Genomic DNA, 14,455 nt, shown 5'->3' with positions numbered 1-14,455 from the left:
AGCCGATCCCCGGCAAAATCTCAGGCAAAAAGCTCATCGCGCAGCACGGCGGCATTGACGGCGCGGGTCAGACGCGAGAGCTGCTCCGGGGTGATGATATAGGGCGGCATCAGGTAGATAAGCCGGCCAAACGGGCGCACCCACACGCCTTGTTCAACAAAGAAGCGTTGTAGCGCCGCCATATTGACTGGCGAGCGGGTTTCCACCACGCCGATGGCTCCCAGCACGCGCACATCGGCGACATTGGCCGCTTCGCGCGCGGGTGCCAGCTCCGCGTTTAACTGCGCTTCAATCGCCGCCACCTGAGCTTGCCATGCACCTTGTTGCAATATGGTCAGGCTGGCGTTGGCGGCCGCGCAGGCCAGTGGGTTGCCCATAAATGTTGGGCCGTGCATAAAGCAGCCTGCTTCGCCGTTGCTGATGGTTTCAGCGACGTTGCGCGTGGTGAGCGTTGCCGAAAGCGTCATTGTGCCGCCGGTCAGCGCTTTGCCAAGACACAGAATGTCCGGGGCGATCCCGGCATGTTCGCAGGCAAACAGCTTGCCGGTGCGACCAAAGCCGGTGGCGATTTCATCGGCAATCAACAGAATGCCTTCCCGGTCGCACATCCTGCGCACCCGCTTTAGCCACTCCGGGTGATAGATACGCATGCCGCCCGCGCCCTGAACAATAGGTTCGAGGATCACTGCTGCTATTTCGTGGCGATGCGCCGCCATCAGGCGTGCGAAGGCTACCATGTCACGCTCGTCCCATTCGCCGTCAAAGCGGCTTTGCGGCGCGGGCGCAAACAGGTTTTCCGGCAAATAGCCTTTCCACAGGCTGTGCATGGAGTTATCCGGATCGCAGACCGACATCGCGCCAAACGTGTCGCCGTGATAACCGTTACGGAAGGTGAGAAAACGCTGTCGCGGCTCGCCTTTCGCCTGCCAGTATTGCAGCGCCATCTTCATCGCCACTTCCACCGCCACGGAGCCGGAGTCGGCCAGAAAGACGCACTCCAGCGCTTCCGGCGTCATCGCCACCAGCTTGCGGCACAGGTCAATCGCTGGCGGGTGAGTGATGCCGCCAAACATCACGTGGGATACCGCATCGATTTGCGCTTTCATCGCCGCGTTAATCGCCGGGTGCCCGTAGCCGTGAATTGCCGCCCACCAGGAGGACATGCCGTCAATCAGATGTTCGCCGCTGCTGAGTATCAGCTCGCAACCTTGTGCGGACTGCACCGGATAAACCGGCAGCGGGGAGGTCATGGAGGTGTAAGGGTGCCAGATATGTCGCGTGTCAAAGGCGAGATCGTCCAGGGTCATAATCGACTTGTAAACCAAATTAAAAAGTTTTAGGTTTACGAGTCTACACCGAATAACGATTTTACAACACCCTTTGGAGATGCCCGATGGCTCACCACGCACGCTGGACAATGTCGCAAGTGACCGCGCTGTTTGAAAAACCCCTCCTTGAACTGCTGTTTGAAGCGCAGCAGGTCCACCGCCAGCATTTCGATCCGCGCCAGGTTCAGGTCAGCACCTTGCTGTCGATTAAAACCGGTGCCTGCCCGGAAGATTGCAAATACTGCCCGCAGAGCGCGCGGTATAAAACCGGGCTGGAGTCCGAACGGTTAATGGAAGTTGAACAGGTGCTGGAATCCGCCCGCCAGGCGAAACGCGCGGGATCGACGCGTTTCTGCATGGGCGCGGCGTGGAAAAACCCGCACGATCGCGATATGCCCTACCTCGAAAAAATGGTCGAAGGGGTAAAAGCGCTGGGGCTGGAAGCCTGCATGACACTCGGCACGCTTAATGAAAACCAGGCGCAGCGGCTGGCTTCTGCGGGTCTGGATTACTACAACCACAATCTTGATACCTCGCCGGAATTTTACGGCAATATCATCACCACGCGCACCTATCAGGAGCGCCTCGACACGCTGGATAAAGTGCGCGACGCGGGCATCAAAGTTTGCTCCGGCGGCATTGTTGGTCTTGGTGAAACGGTCAACGATCGCGCCGGTCTGTTATTGCAACTGGCGAACCTGCCAACACCGCCGGAAAGCGTGCCGATCAATATGCTGGTCAAAGTAAAAGGGACGCCACTGGCAGATAACGAGGACGTCGACGCCTTTGACTTTATCCGCACCATTGCGGTTGCGCGCATCATGATGCCGACCTCGCATGTGCGTCTTTCTGCCGGACGCGAGCAGATGAACGAGCAGACTCAGGCGATGTGCTTTATGGCCGGGGCGAACTCCATTTTCTACGGCTGCAAACTGCTTACCACGCCGAACCCGGAAGAGGATAAAGATCTGCAACTGTTCCGTAAGCTCGGCCTGAACCCGCAGCAGACGGCGGTGCTGAACGGCGACAACGAGCAACAACAGCAGCTTGAGCAACAGTTGTTACACGCCGATACCGACCAGTATTACAACGCGGCAGCCGTATGAGCTGGCAACAGCGTATTGATGCCGCTCTGGATGAGCGTCGCGCGGCAGATGCGCTGCGCACAAGGCGTGCCGTCTCGCAGGGCGTGGGGCGCTGGCTCACACTTGGCGAGCAGCGCTTTTGCAACTTCTCCAGTAATGATTACCTCGGTTTAAGCCAACATCCTGCCGTGATCCGCGCCTGGCAACAGGGCGCGGAACGTTATGGCGTGGGTAGCGGTGGCTCCGGTCATGTCAGCGGCTACACCACCGCGCACCGGGAACTGGAGGAGGCGCTGGCCGACTGGCTTGGTTACTCGCGCGCGTTGCTGTTTATCTCAGGTTTTGCCGCTAATCAGGCAGTCATTGCTGCGCTGACGGGCAAAGAGGACAGGATTGTCGCTGACAAATTAAGCCACGCATCACTGCTGGAAGCCGCCAGCCACAGCCCGGCGCAACTGCGACGTTTCGCCCATAACGATGTCGGGCAACTGACCACGCTGCTGGCAAAACCGCTTGCCGGGCAGCAACTGGTGGTTACCGAGGGCGTCTTCAGCATGGATGGCGACAGCGCACCGCTGTTGGCGGTTGCTGATGCCACGCGAGAAGCGCGGGCCTGGTTGATGGTGGATGATGCCCACGGCATTGGCGTGGTGGGCGAGCAGGGGCGCGGCAGTTGTCACCTGCAGGGCATCAAGCCGCATGTGCTGGTGGTGACCTTCGGCAAAGGTTTTGGCGTCAGCGGTGCGGCGGTGTTGTGCAGCGACACGGTGGCGGATTACCTGCTGCAATTTGCCCGCCACCTGATTTACAGCACCTCGATGCCCCCGGCGCAGGCGGTGGCGCTTGGCGCGGCATTGCAGGTTATTCGTAGCGACGAGGGCAATGCGCGGCGTGAAAAGCTGGCGGCGCTGATTGCCCATTTTCGCCATAGTGTGGCACATGAATCCGTCACAATGACGGATTCTACCAGCGCAATCCAGCCACTGATTGTGGGTGAAAATAACCGCGCACTACGACTGGCGGAACGCTTGCGTCAGCGCGGCAGTTGGGTGACAGCGATTAGACCGCCCACCGTACCGCCGGGTACGGCACGTTTGCGCCTGACGCTGACGGCAGAGCACCAGTTCGATGATATCGACCGTTTGCTGGAGGCTTTGCATGACGGTGAATAAACAGGCGGTCGCCGCTGCTTTTGGCCGCGCGGCGCACAGTTACACTCAGCACGACGAATTGCAGCGCCGGAGCGCCGATCTGCTGTTATCTAAGTTGGGTGCTGTCACGCCTGCTCAGGTGCTGGATGCCGGTTGCGGACCGGGCGCAATGAGCCGCTACTGGCGCGGGCAGGGCGGTGAGGTAACGGCGTTGGATCTCTCGGCGAATATGCTCGATGAGGCGCGCCGTCAGCACAGCGCGCAGCGCTATGTCAGAGGCGATATTGAAGCCATGCCGCTGGCGGATGCGCAATTTTCACTGGTCTGGAGCAACCTGGCGGTGCAGTGGTGTGATGATTTGCGCCAGGCTGTCGGGGAGTTGTATCGCGTGACTCAACCCGGCGGTTATGTTGCTTTTACGACACTCGTCGCGGCCTCACTGCCGGAGCTGAACCAGGCGTGGCGCGAGATTGACGACCATCCGCACGCCAACCGTTTTTTAACCTTGCCTGCCATCGGGCAGGCTTTGCGTGGCTGGCGGCTGCGCAGTGGCGTCGAGACGATAACCTTGCACTTTGACGATGCCACTGCGGCGCTGCGGTCGCTAAAAGGTATTGGCGCAACACATTTACACGCGGGCAGGCAGCAGGGGCTGACACGCGGCAAACTGCAACGCTTGCAGCTGGCCTGGCCGCAACAGCAGGGCAAATGCCCGCTGACTTACCATCTTTTTTGGGGAGTGATCGCCCGTGATTGAACGCTATTTTGTGACCGGTACGGATACGGAAGTCGGGAAAACGGTCGCCAGCTGTGCACTGTTGCAAGCGGCGAACCTGCGTGGTTTACGCAGCGCGGGTTATAAACCGGTGGCTTCCGGGAGTGAGATGACCGCAGAGGGGCTGCGCAACAGCGATGCGCTGGCGCTGCAATACCACAGCAGCCTGCCGATGGCATATAAGACCGTCAATCCGTATACCTTCGCAGAACCCACATCACCGCATATTGTGAGTGCCGATGTGGGTGAACCCATTGATGCGCAGGTGATGTCCGCCGGGCTGCGCGCGCTGGAAACACAGGCGGAGTGGCTATTGGTGGAAGGGGCGGGGGGCTGGTTTACGCCGCTTTCAGAGACGCTCACTTTCGCCGACTGGGTGGTGCAGGAGCAGTTGCCGGTGATTCTGGTCGTTGGCGTAAAACTTGGCTGTATCAACCATGCCATGTTAACCGCACAAGCGGTGCGTCAGGCGGGGTTACGGCTGGCGGGCTGGATTGCTAACGATGTGGTGCAGCCGGGCAGGCGACACCCGGAGTATCTGGCAACGCTTCGGCGCGTGATGCAGGCTCCGCTGATTGGCGAAATTCCCTGGTTTGCCCACGCACCGGAAAAAGAAAAAACGGGTCATTATCTTGATCTCAGTGTCCTGACTCCGGTGTCATCCACTTTGAGAGCAGTGGATCATCAAGCAGTTTAACGTCGCCCTGTGCGACATTGCGCCCGCGGTGCAGCAGGCAGAAACGGTCGGCGACCCGGCGAATAAATGATAAGTGCTGTTCAGCCAGCAAAATGGTCATGCCAAACTCCTGGTTGAGCCGCACGATCAAATTGCCCAGTTTATGAATAAAAGCCTGCCCCAGACCGCGCGTTGGCTCATCAAGGATCAACAGCCGTGGGTGCGTAACCAGCGCCCGCGCCATCGCCAGTTGTTGTTGGTTATCCTCTGACAACTCCGCGCCACGTACCTGGCGCAGTTCATACAGTTCAGGGAACAAATCGTAAATATCCCGCCGCACTGCGTTGCCCGGTTCACTGGCGGCGCGCATCGCGACGTGCAGATTTTCCTCAATGGTGAGTTGCGAAAAAATCCGCCTGTCCTGCGGCACATAGCTGATGCCGATGGCGCTGCGGTGTTCGGCTTGCAAAGAGAGCAAGTCGCGCGGCGGTGCGCCCGCTTCCTGCCAAATCATGCTGCCGCTTTCAATGGGTAAATAGCCGGTGATGCAATTCACCAGTGTCGTCTTGCCCATGCCTGGCAACCCAATAACGGATGTGCAGACCCCGGGGGATAAATCGAGGTCGACATTCCACAATGTATGCTGATTACCGTAATACTGGTTTACTGCCCGTAAGCTCAACATTGTCCGCTCCTTGTTTCGGCTCTGATGACTTTGATGATTCTGCAAAAGGCTTGCCAGAACATAAAAAAGGCTTTTTTTTCGGATGCCGCTGAGAAAAGTGGCTTTTAAAACGTAAGGAGGGAAGAAGCCAGGTAAAAATTCTGCACTTTGCCAGTGCTTGCAGTGTTGAGTTGTGGTGCAGCAATCGCTGGAACTGTGAGAACGATCTCATGCGGATCCTGCGTTTCGTTTGCCGATAATTATCAAAAAGAAAAGATAAAAAATTTTTAGCGGCGCCCGCCTGGGACAAAATGGGATTTGGCGGGAAGGCGAGGTATCCGGCCTGGCGGCAGTTATCCACTATTCCTGTGGATAACCTTGTGTATTAGAGTTAGAAAACATGCGGCAAGCGAGAGAGGACGCGGGTTGCGCCTGAATTGGTGTTAAACACGTCTTTTTGAAATTAACCTTAATAATCAATTGGTTATATAAAAGCAATGCCTGTAAGAAAAGTGTCACCCGCTGCCACAAAACTTTCAAAGGCTCGCTTGACAAATGTTAAAAGAGAAAAAATTTTGGGGATAACCTGAAAGGGTTAGTGTTTTATCTTGTCCGCGCTGAAATTTGCGGGGAGAAGCGGTGCCCTAACGGGGAGTAGTACAGATTGCCTGTTTCGCTACTGTTTTTTCATCCAGTGTTATTTATTGGCAAAAGTGAACAGGGTGAGTAAAATGTGTTACCTGCCCGCTCATTCCTTCATCAGGTAGCCATTCATGAGTAAACCGTTCAAACTGAATTCCGCTTTTCGTCCTTCCGGCGATCAGCCTGAAGCTATCCGCCGCCTCAAGGAAGGTCTGGAAGACGGCCTGGCGCACCAGACGCTGCTCGGGGTGACGGGTTCAGGGAAGACATTCACCGTCGCTAATGTGATTGCCGATCTCCAGCGCCCGACAATGGTGCTGGCACCGAACAAAACGCTGGCGGCGCAGCTTTATGGTGAAATGAAAGAGTTCTTCCCGGAGAATGCGGTCGAGTATTTCGTCTCTTACTACGATTACTACCAGCCGGAAGCGTATGTGCCAAGCTCTGACACTTTCATTGAGAAAGATGCCTCGGTGAACGAACATATCGAGCAGATGCGCTTGTCAGCGACGAAAGCGCTGCTGGAGCGTCGCGATGTGATTGTGGTGGCCTCTGTTTCCGCGATCTACGGTCTGGGCGATCCGGATCTCTACCTGAAAATGATGCTGCACCTGACTAAGGGCATGATCATCGATCAACGCGCGATCCTGCGTCGTCTGGCGGAGCTGCAATATACCCGCAACGATCAGGCGTTCCAGCGCGGCACTTTCCGCGTGCGCGGCGAAGTTATCGATGTCTTCCCGGCGGAATCTGATGATCTGGCGCTGCGTATCGAATTATTCGATGAAGAAGTTGAGCGCCTGTCGCTGTTCGATCCGCTGACCGGCCATATTGAGTCGGACATCCAGCGTTTCACCATCTACCCGAAAACACACTATGTAACGCCGCGCGAGCGGATCGTGCAGGCGATGGAAGAGATCAAAGTGGAGCTGGCGGAACGCCGTAAAACGCTGCTGGAAAACAATAAACTGCTGGAAGAGCAGCGGCTCAGCCAGCGTACGCAGTTCGACCTGGAGATGATGAACGAGCTGGGCTACTGCTCGGGGATTGAAAACTACTCGCGCTATCTTTCCGGGCGCGGGCCGGGCGAGCCGCCGCCGACGCTGTTCGACTACCTGCCAGCCGATGGGCTGCTGGTAATCGATGAATCCCACGTGACCATTCCGCAGATCGGCGGGATGTATCGCGGCGACCGCGCGCGTAAAGAGACGCTGGTGGAGTACGGTTTCCGCCTGCCGTCGGCGCTGGATAACCGACCGTTAAAATTTGAAGAGTTTGAAGCGCTGGCACCGCAGTCAATTTATGTTTCGGCGACGCCGGGCAATTACGAGCTGGAGAAATCGGGCAGCGAAGTGATTGATCAGGTGGTGCGCCCGACGGGGCTGCTCGATCCGGTGATTGAAGTGCGTCCGGTGGCGACCCAGGTGGACGATTTGCTCTCTGAAATTCGCCAGCGCGCCGCAATTAACGAACGTGTTCTGGTGACGACGCTGACCAAACGCATGGCGGAAGACCTCACGGAATACCTCGAAGAGCATGGCGAGCGGGTGCGTTATCTGCACTCGGATATCGACACCGTTGAACGTATGGAGATAATCCGCGATTTGCGCCTTGGCGAGTTTGATGTGCTGGTCGGCATCAACTTGCTGCGTGAGGGGCTGGATATGCCGGAAGTCTCGCTGGTGGCGATTCTGGATGCTGACAAAGAGGGCTTCCTGCGTTCTGAGCGCTCACTTATCCAGACGATTGGCCGTGCCGCACGTAACATCAACGGTAAAGCGATTCTGTATGGCGACAAGATCACACCGTCGATGGCGAAAGCGATTGGCGAAACCGAGCGTCGTCGTGAGAAACAGCAGCGCTATAACGAAGAACACGGTATTACGCCACAGGGTCTGAACAAGAAAGTGGTGGATATTCTGGCGCTTGGCGAAGGGCTGGCGAAGACGCGCGCGAAAGGCCGTGGTAAAACGCGCACGCCTGCGCAGGTGGAAGCTGCTGAACTGGCGCTCTCGCCGAAAGCGCTGCAGCAGAAAATCCACGAACTGGAAGGTCAGATGATGCAGCATGCGCAAAATCTGGAGTTCGAAGAGGCGGCGAAAGTACGCGACCAGTTGCACCAGCTGCGCGAGCTGTTTATTGCCGCATCCTGAAATCAGCGCGGTGATATGACAGCACAAAATAACAAAAAAGAGAGCCTGTCCGGGCTCTCTTAATGTTGGCTTAACCTACGCCTGACACACTGCCCACCGGTATTCTGGAGGGCAATCTGATGCAACAATTTAAGGTTCGTGAGTTTTTCGCTGTCGCTTTCGCGCTGGCGTTAGTGATTGGTTTTGCCCGTCTGTGGGTGCTGACCTACTGATTTATGCCTGGCGGGCGCCGGGGAGGAATTTTACCCACGCCCGTACGCCAGATTGCGTCAGCCGGTTGTGCAAAAAGAACTGCGCGTCATGCAGTTGCGCAATACGCGACACAATGCTTAATCCCAGGCCCGCGCCGCCATAGCGGCTGTCCATACGCACGAAGGCTTTACTGAGCTCTCCGCTGCGACTTTCATCAATGCCCGGCCCTTCATCTTCCACCGCCAGTACCGGTGCGGCAGCGTTTTCGATACGTACGGTAATGGTCGAGCCTGTCGGGCTATAGCGGTGGGCGTTTTCCACCAGGTTTCTCACCAGCAGCCGCAGCAGCGTGGCGTCACCGGCAACCGCAATGTCCCTTTCTGGCTCTGCAATTTCCAGCGTCTGTTCGCGCGCGTTCAGCATCTGTTCCAGTTCACTGCGCATGGGTTGCACCACATCCTGCAACAGCATCACCTGCTGGTAACTACCCGCGGAGAAAGACTGGCCGACGCGCGCCAGCAGTAATAGCTGGGCAATGTTTTCCGTCATTTGCTCAAGGCGCTGCACCAGCGGGTCAACGTTGATACCGCTGGTTTTCGCCATCAATTCCAGATGCAGACGTAACCCCGCCAGCGGCGTGCGCAGCTCATGGGCAACGTCGGCGGTAAACAGCCGCTCCCTGTCGAGGGTTAGCGTCAGGCGGGAGACCAGCTCGTTAATCGATGAGGTAACCGCTTCCACTTCGCTGACGCTGTTGTTCAGCGTGATGGGTTGCAGGTTGTTCGGCGTGCGTTTATTCAGCTCTTCCTGCAGCTCAAGCAGCGGCCGGGTAATGGCTTTCACCGCCTGCATACAGAGCAGCAGCGCCAGCCCGATGATCAACAGGCTTGGCACCAGCAGGCTGGCCACCGCTTCGCGGACTTCATGCTCGATATGTTTGCGGTTGTTGTGATTATGAATGGCTGCCTGCACCAGCAGCTGGATTTGCTCTTCGCTTTCATGCCACAGCCAGAACACGCTGACCAACTGGCAAAACACCAGAATGCCACCGATGGTGAGTAACAAACGGCGGCGCATGCTCCAGCGCCTGAAATTGAAGAGCGCCATCAATCAGCTCCGTTCCTGCGGTTGCACCAGCATATAACCAAACCCACGCACTGTGCGGATACGCGATTTGCCGATTTTGTCGCGCAAATTATGGATATGCACTTCCAGCGTGTTCGTCGACGGTTCGTTATCCCAGTTGTAAATATCGTTATAGAGGATCTCCCGGTGTACCGGGCTTTCGGCTTTCAGCATCAGGCGCGACAGCAGGGCGTACTCTTTTGGCGTCAGCTCCAGCAACTGTTCATCCAGCCACGCCTGGCGGCGTGTTACATTCAGCGTCAGATTACCGTGGCTGATTTCGTTATCGCCCTGGTTATTATGGCGGCGCAACAGCGCGCGAATGCGGGCGTTCAGCTCGTCCAGCGCAAAGGGTTTGACCAGGTAGTCGTCTGCACCGGTATCCAGCCCAGCCACGCGATCTTCAAGCGTATCGCGGGCGGTGAGGATCAATACCGGCAACGTATATTTTTCGCGGCGCAGCCGGGTGAGCAGATGCAAACCGTCTTCATCCGGCAGACCCAAATCGAGCACCAGCAGGCTGTAATGGCCGTTTGCCAGACACAGCGCAGCTTCATGCGCAGTAGAAACGCCATCGCAGGCGTACCCTTCGCTTTGCATCGCCAGAATCAACCCCTGCAACAGCAGAGCATCATCTTCAACCACCAGAATCTTCATTTCAACTGCCCCCGACACGCGGTTAAAAGATCGTCTTCAGCACGGTACTCTTTCGTGCTGACACCCAGTATACCCAACATCGTCGGGAAGAGGTTGTCCTGTGAAACCGCCTTCTCCCGCGCATTTTTTTGCAGACACTGGCTGTTCACGCCATAACGCGTTTGATACTCCTGCGACAGCCAAATCAGCAGCGGAACATGTTTTTGTGTTTCCGGCGCAATGGAGTACGGCAGGCCGTGCAAGTAAACGCCATTTTCGCCAAGCGACTCACCGTGATCGGAGAGATAAACCAGGCTGGTGGTGAATTTATCCTGCTTCGATTGCAGCAATTTTATTGCTTTATCAACAATATAATCGACGTACAAAATGGTGTTGTCGTAGGTATTAATCAGCTGCTGCTGTGAGCAGGTCTGAATTTCATTGGTATCGCAGGTCGGCGTAAATTTACGGAACTGCGCCGGGTAGCGGTTGTAATACGTCGGCCCGTGGCTACCGATGGTGTGTAATACAATCACCCCGTCACCCTGCAATTTATCGATATAACTGGCGAGATCGTGGAATAAGATCTCATCCTGGCATTCGCCTTTAATACAGTAATCCGGCAAGTTTAATTGCGTCATATCCTGATGCGGAACACGATCGCACGCGCCTTTACAGCCGCCGTCGTTCTCATTCCATAGCACGTTAATTCCGGCGCGTTGGATAATATCCAGCAACCCTTCCTGATGCGCCGCCAGTTGATCGTCATAATGCGCACGCGTCATGCCGGAGAACATACACGGTACGGAGACAGCGGTCGCCGTCCCACAGGAAGCCGTGTTCTGAAAGTAAATAACATTATCCTGTTTTAACAACGGGTTGGTTTCACGCTCATAACCACCGAGTGAAAAGTTCGCCGCACGCGAAGTTTCACCCAGCACCAGAATAGTGAGGTTTTTGTGTGGACCGCGCTGCATTTCCGGGCGTTGACGCGCATCTTCGCCAATTCTCACCAGCGGCAGATTGGCGGTGCGGTTATGGGAATACCACGAAAGAGAAGCCGTAATTGAGTTTGACGGGCTGAGTGATTTCACCAGCTCTTTATTATTGCGAAACAGCGAGGCGTAATCTTTATAAAACAGCAGCGCCACCGCCACGATAACCAGCACAGAAATAATAATGCTGGCAACGCGCAACATTACGCTGCGTAACGCGGAGCGGGCGGGTTTTATATTAATCCACCAGGCGATAACCACAGCCAGAATGCCGGTCAGCAGCAGCGTTAGCACCAGTTTGGTCGACAGCAGGGCGAAACTTTCCGCCGGCGTGGTGTCGAGAATATTGGTGATCATTGAACGGTCGATAATAATGCCAAACGTCGAAATGAAATACTGCGCCGCCGAACTCACCAGCACAAAGAGTGAGATCACCAGGCGATCAAGACGCACAAACGACGCCAGAGACAACACAATATTAATGACGCTGAAAGCAACCAGTGGCATGGAGAGGAAAACCAGCCAGCTATGCAATGAGTTCACTGGCAATAAAGTGAATGCCTGGTGATAAAACGCAATATTCAGGCCCAGCGCAATATAAGCGGCAAAGAGCAGAATAAAGTGGAGGCGGCTTAAGGTTGGCCGACGAAGGTGAAGCATACGCATACTCGGATCCAGCAATGAAAGTAGCGCTATGCTGACAGCCGATTTTTAAGACAACCTTAAGAAATTAAGCAAAGCGCTGACGGGAGAAAAAATTCCCGCCATCCGCCTCTTAACCCAAATGTTGCACCGCTTTTTCCAGCGCGACGCGCAGCAGATGCCGGTCGTGGCGATAGGGAATATCGCTGGCTTCCAGCACTTCCTGAATAATTAACCGATCGCTAACGGTTTGCGTGTCGACTTTCGGGCCAACAATGGCGGCATCGATAATTTTTTTACCGACGTACTGCTCCATAATTGCCAGTTTGTCTGCCAGCGTCAGGCTGGCGGCGGCAGGGCTGAGTTCTTTACCAAGGTTGCCAATGTAAACGACCGGCGCGGGTGTACGACGTAAGGCTTGCGCCAGATCGTCGAGCAGCAGCAGCGGTAGCAGGCTGGTGTAAAAGCTGCCTGGGCCGATGATAATCAAATCCGCTTCTGCGATTGCCTGTACTGCTTCGCGAGTGGCATGCACCTTCGGAAACAGCATTAACTCCTGAATTGGCGCGTGAAGCTGGTCAATGTTGACCTCGCCATAAACCTGATGCCCTTCGCTGTCGGTGGCCATCAAATCGACGGGTTGCTCAGACATCGGGATTAAAAACGCGTCCACCTTTAATAAATTGCGAATTAAATTGATCGCTTCCAGAGGCCGCACACTGAGGTGATCGAGCGCCTTTAACATTAAATTTCCGAGGTTATGCCCGGAAAGTTCGCCATTACCGCTAAAACGGTACTCAAACATCGCCGAGGCTACGCTCGGTTCCGTAATGAGCTGGTTTAAACAATTACGCATATCGCCCCAGGCTATTCCGCCTTCAGAGCGGCGAATACGCCCGGTTGAACCGCCGTTATCGGTGGTGGTGACAATGCCGGTAAGTCGCGATCCCAACGAGGCAAGCGAAGACATCACACGCCCGAGGCCATGCCCGCCGCCGAGGGCGACAACACGATCCAGGTCTGCAAGTGTGCGATTACGCATAATGGTTCCTTATCAAAATTTACCGCGCTACGTTAGCCTAAATACCACCAAAAGACGATGCCGTGCAGGAAGGAAAATGACACATATCAAAGCAAAAAGGCGATTTTCGCGTACTCTGTAGCGAAAGTGCACGATCATGTCGCTATGTATCTGTTTATATAGCGATGATCGTGATAGCGAAAGCCCGACGTTCGCGCTACTATCGCTTAAGCAATTTTAGCGTTACTGACAAAACATACACTCAAGCCTAAGCAACCTAACTCTCACGACATGGTGCTTTGGCCGTAGCAAACCGAATGGTTCTGCTGCCAGGGTGCAGGAAGAAATGACTGCATCTCCCGTACTTGGAAAGGTGTACATGGCCTCACAACTTACCGATGCGTTCGCGCGTAAGTTCTATTACTTGCGTTTGTCGATCACCGATGTGTGCAATTTCCGTTGCACTTACTGTCTGCCTGACGGCTACAAGCCGAGCGGCGTCAATAATAATGGCTTCCTGAGCGTCGAAGAAATTCGCCGGGTGACGCGCGCGTTTAGCGCGATGGGCACGGAGAAAGTGCGCCTGACTGGCGGGGAGCCCTCCCTGCGCCGCGATTTTACCGACATCATTGCGGCGGTGCGTGAAAACAGCGCTATCCGGCAGATCGCCGTCACCACCAATGGCTACCGCCTTGCACGTGACGCGGCCCAGTGGCGCGAGGCGGGGCTTACCGCCATCAACGTCAGCGTCGACAGTCTTGATGCGCGGCAATTTCACGCCATTACCGGGCAGGATAAATTCCGCCAGGTAATGGACGGTATCGATGCCGCTTTCAGCGCCGGGTTTGCCAAAGTCAAAGTCAACACCGTGCTGATGCGCGATGTGAACCATCATCAGCTCGACACCTTTCTGGCGTGGATCAAATCGCGTCCTATCCAGCTACGCTTTATTGAACTGATGGAAACCGGCGAGGGCAGCGAGCTTTTCCGCAACCACCATATCTCCGGCATGGTGCTGCGCGATGAGCTACTTAAACGCGGCTGGATCCACCAGTTGCGCCAGCGCAGCGATGGCCCGGCACAGGTTTTCTGCCACCCGGATTACGAGGGGGAGATCGGCCTTATCATGCCGTATGAAAAAGATTTCTGCGCCAGTTGCAACCGTCTGCGCGTCTCCTCGACCGGTAAACTGCATCTGTGCCTGTTTGGCGATGGCGGCGTGAATCTGCGCGATCTGCTGCAAGACGATGCGCAGCAGGCGATGCTTGAACAGCGTATTGCGGTGGCGTTAACGCACAAAAAGCAGACGCACTTCCTGCATCAGGGCAATACAGGCATTACGCAAAACCTTTCATACATCGGCGGTTAAA

At 55.8% G+C, this 14,455-nt stretch carries 13 protein-coding genes and 1 riboswitch; of the genes, 6 read left to right on the top strand and 7 right to left on the bottom strand.

All coding sequences use genetic code 11. The features are described 5' to 3' along the window. Positions 1-20: 20 nt before the first annotated feature. On the bottom strand, positions 21-1,307 hold the full coding sequence (gene bioA, locus M8Q36_RS22880) for an adenosylmethionine--8-amino-7-oxononanoate transaminase (RefSeq protein ID WP_249882496.1): 1,287 nt from the start codon (positions 1,305-1,307) through the stop codon (positions 21-23). Positions 1,308-1,393: 86 nt separating this feature from the next. Here bioA and bioB point away from each other — a divergent pair, with 86 nt between their 5' ends. From bioB to bioD, 4 genes are read left to right on the top strand one after another with little or no spacing between them, the layout of a single operon-like run. Continuing rightward, on the top strand, positions 1,394-2,434 hold the full coding sequence (bioB, locus tag M8Q36_RS22875) for a biotin synthase BioB (protein WP_045514012.1): 1,041 nt from the start codon (positions 1,394-1,396) through the stop codon (positions 2,432-2,434). Continuing rightward, on the top strand, positions 2,431-3,585 hold the full coding sequence (gene bioF / locus M8Q36_RS22870) for an 8-amino-7-oxononanoate synthase (protein WP_249882495.1): 1,155 nt from the start codon (positions 2,431-2,433) through the stop codon (positions 3,583-3,585). Before bioB ends, bioF begins: the two co-directional genes overlap by 4 nt. After that, complete coding sequence (gene bioC / locus M8Q36_RS22865) at positions 3,572-4,321, top strand: malonyl-ACP O-methyltransferase BioC (RefSeq protein WP_249882494.1); 750 nt, start codon at positions 3,572-3,574, stop codon at positions 4,319-4,321. The genes bioF and bioC overlap by 14 nt, the downstream gene beginning before the upstream one ends. Continuing rightward, positions 4,314-5,036, top strand: coding sequence for a dethiobiotin synthase (bioD, locus tag M8Q36_RS22860; protein ID WP_249882493.1), 723 nt, complete (start codon positions 4,314-4,316; stop codon positions 5,034-5,036). Before bioC ends, bioD begins: the two co-directional genes overlap by 8 nt. On the opposite strand, the gene M8Q36_RS22855 is transcribed toward bioD, so the two are convergent. Then, positions 4,978-5,700, bottom strand: a complete 723-nt coding sequence (locus M8Q36_RS22855) for an ABC transporter ATP-binding protein (protein ID WP_249882492.1) — start codon at positions 5,698-5,700, stop codon at positions 4,978-4,980. The genes bioD and M8Q36_RS22855 overlap by 59 nt on opposite strands. Further along, entirely contained in the window at positions 5,663-6,040 is a 378-nt protein-coding gene (locus tag M8Q36_RS22850) for a hypothetical protein (protein WP_249882491.1), read from the bottom strand. Before M8Q36_RS22850 ends, M8Q36_RS22855 begins: the two co-directional genes overlap by 38 nt. A gap of 412 nt (positions 6,041-6,452) precedes the next feature. On the opposite strand from M8Q36_RS22850, the gene uvrB reads away from it, so the two are divergent. Continuing rightward, entirely contained in the window at positions 6,453-8,474 is a 2,022-nt protein-coding gene (gene uvrB / locus M8Q36_RS22845) for an excinuclease ABC subunit UvrB (protein WP_249882490.1), read from the top strand. 213 nt (positions 8,475-8,687) lie between these two features. Here uvrB and pmrB read toward each other — a convergent pair whose 3' ends face one another. From pmrB to yvcK, 4 genes are all read right to left on the bottom strand, one after another. Then, entirely contained in the window at positions 8,688-9,773 is a 1,086-nt protein-coding gene (pmrB, locus tag M8Q36_RS22840) for a two-component system sensor histidine kinase PmrB (protein WP_249882489.1), read from the bottom strand. A gap of 3 nt (positions 9,774-9,776) precedes the next feature. Continuing rightward, a complete protein-coding gene (pmrA, locus tag M8Q36_RS22835) occupies positions 9,777-10,448 on the bottom strand; it encodes a two-component system response regulator PmrA (protein WP_017455988.1) in 672 nt (223 codons plus the stop codon). Further along, complete coding sequence (gene eptA, locus M8Q36_RS22830; protein WP_249882488.1) at positions 10,445-12,088, bottom strand: phosphoethanolamine transferase EptA; 1,644 nt, start codon at positions 12,086-12,088, stop codon at positions 10,445-10,447. The genes pmrA and eptA overlap by 4 nt, the downstream gene beginning before the upstream one ends. A gap of 109 nt (positions 12,089-12,197) precedes the next feature. Beyond that, positions 12,198-13,106, bottom strand: a complete 909-nt coding sequence (gene yvcK, locus M8Q36_RS22825; RefSeq protein WP_249882487.1) for a uridine diphosphate-N-acetylglucosamine-binding protein YvcK — start codon at positions 13,104-13,106, stop codon at positions 12,198-12,200. 226 nt (positions 13,107-13,332) lie between these two features. Continuing rightward, positions 13,333-13,477: riboswitch (molybdenum cofactor riboswitch) on the top strand. Between yvcK and moaA the strand changes: the two genes are divergently transcribed. Beyond that, a complete protein-coding gene (gene moaA, locus M8Q36_RS22820; RefSeq protein WP_020457100.1) occupies positions 13,465-14,454 on the top strand; it encodes a GTP 3',8-cyclase MoaA in 990 nt (329 codons plus the stop codon). Its footprint overlaps the riboswitch before it by 13 nt. Position 14,455 lies beyond the last annotated feature (1 nt).

Origin of the sequence: Kosakonia sp. R1.Fl (assembly GCF_023516815.1) — a bacterium.
Taxonomy (GTDB): Bacteria; Pseudomonadota; Gammaproteobacteria; order Enterobacterales; family Enterobacteriaceae; genus Kosakonia.
The sequence above is the reverse complement of the archived record's forward strand: the minus strand, read 5'-3'. Positions and strand labels throughout refer to the sequence as shown.

What these genes read in the sequence shown, in the direction of transcription:
- bioA (WP_249882496.1), bottom strand. Translation starts at nt 1,307, where the DNA reads ATGACCCTGGACGATCTCGCCTTTGACACGCGACATATCTGGCACCCT.
- bioB (WP_045514012.1), top strand. Translation starts at nt 1,394, where the DNA reads ATGGCTCACCACGCACGCTGGACAATGTCGCAAGTGACCGCGCTGTTT.
- bioF (WP_249882495.1), top strand. Translation starts at nt 2,431, where the DNA reads ATGAGCTGGCAACAGCGTATTGATGCCGCTCTGGATGAGCGTCGCGCG.
- bioC (WP_249882494.1), top strand. Translation starts at nt 3,572, where the DNA reads ATGACGGTGAATAAACAGGCGGTCGCCGCTGCTTTTGGCCGCGCGGCG.
- M8Q36_RS22855 (WP_249882492.1), bottom strand. Translation starts at nt 5,700, where the DNA reads ATGTTGAGCTTACGGGCAGTAAACCAGTATTACGGTAATCAGCATACA.
- uvrB (WP_249882490.1), top strand. Translation starts at nt 6,453, where the DNA reads ATGAGTAAACCGTTCAAACTGAATTCCGCTTTTCGTCCTTCCGGCGAT.
- pmrB (WP_249882489.1), bottom strand. Translation starts at nt 9,773, where the DNA reads ATGGCGCTCTTCAATTTCAGGCGCTGGAGCATGCGCCGCCGTTTGTTA.
- pmrA (WP_017455988.1), bottom strand. Translation starts at nt 10,448, where the DNA reads ATGAAGATTCTGGTGGTTGAAGATGATGCTCTGCTGTTGCAGGGGTTG.
- eptA (WP_249882488.1), bottom strand. Translation starts at nt 12,088, where the DNA reads ATGCGTATGCTTCACCTTCGTCGGCCAACCTTAAGCCGCCTCCACTTT.
- yvcK (WP_249882487.1), bottom strand. Translation starts at nt 13,106, where the DNA reads ATGCGTAATCGCACACTTGCAGACCTGGATCGTGTTGTCGCCCTCGGC.
- moaA (WP_020457100.1), top strand. Translation starts at nt 13,465, where the DNA reads ATGGCCTCACAACTTACCGATGCGTTCGCGCGTAAGTTCTATTACTTG.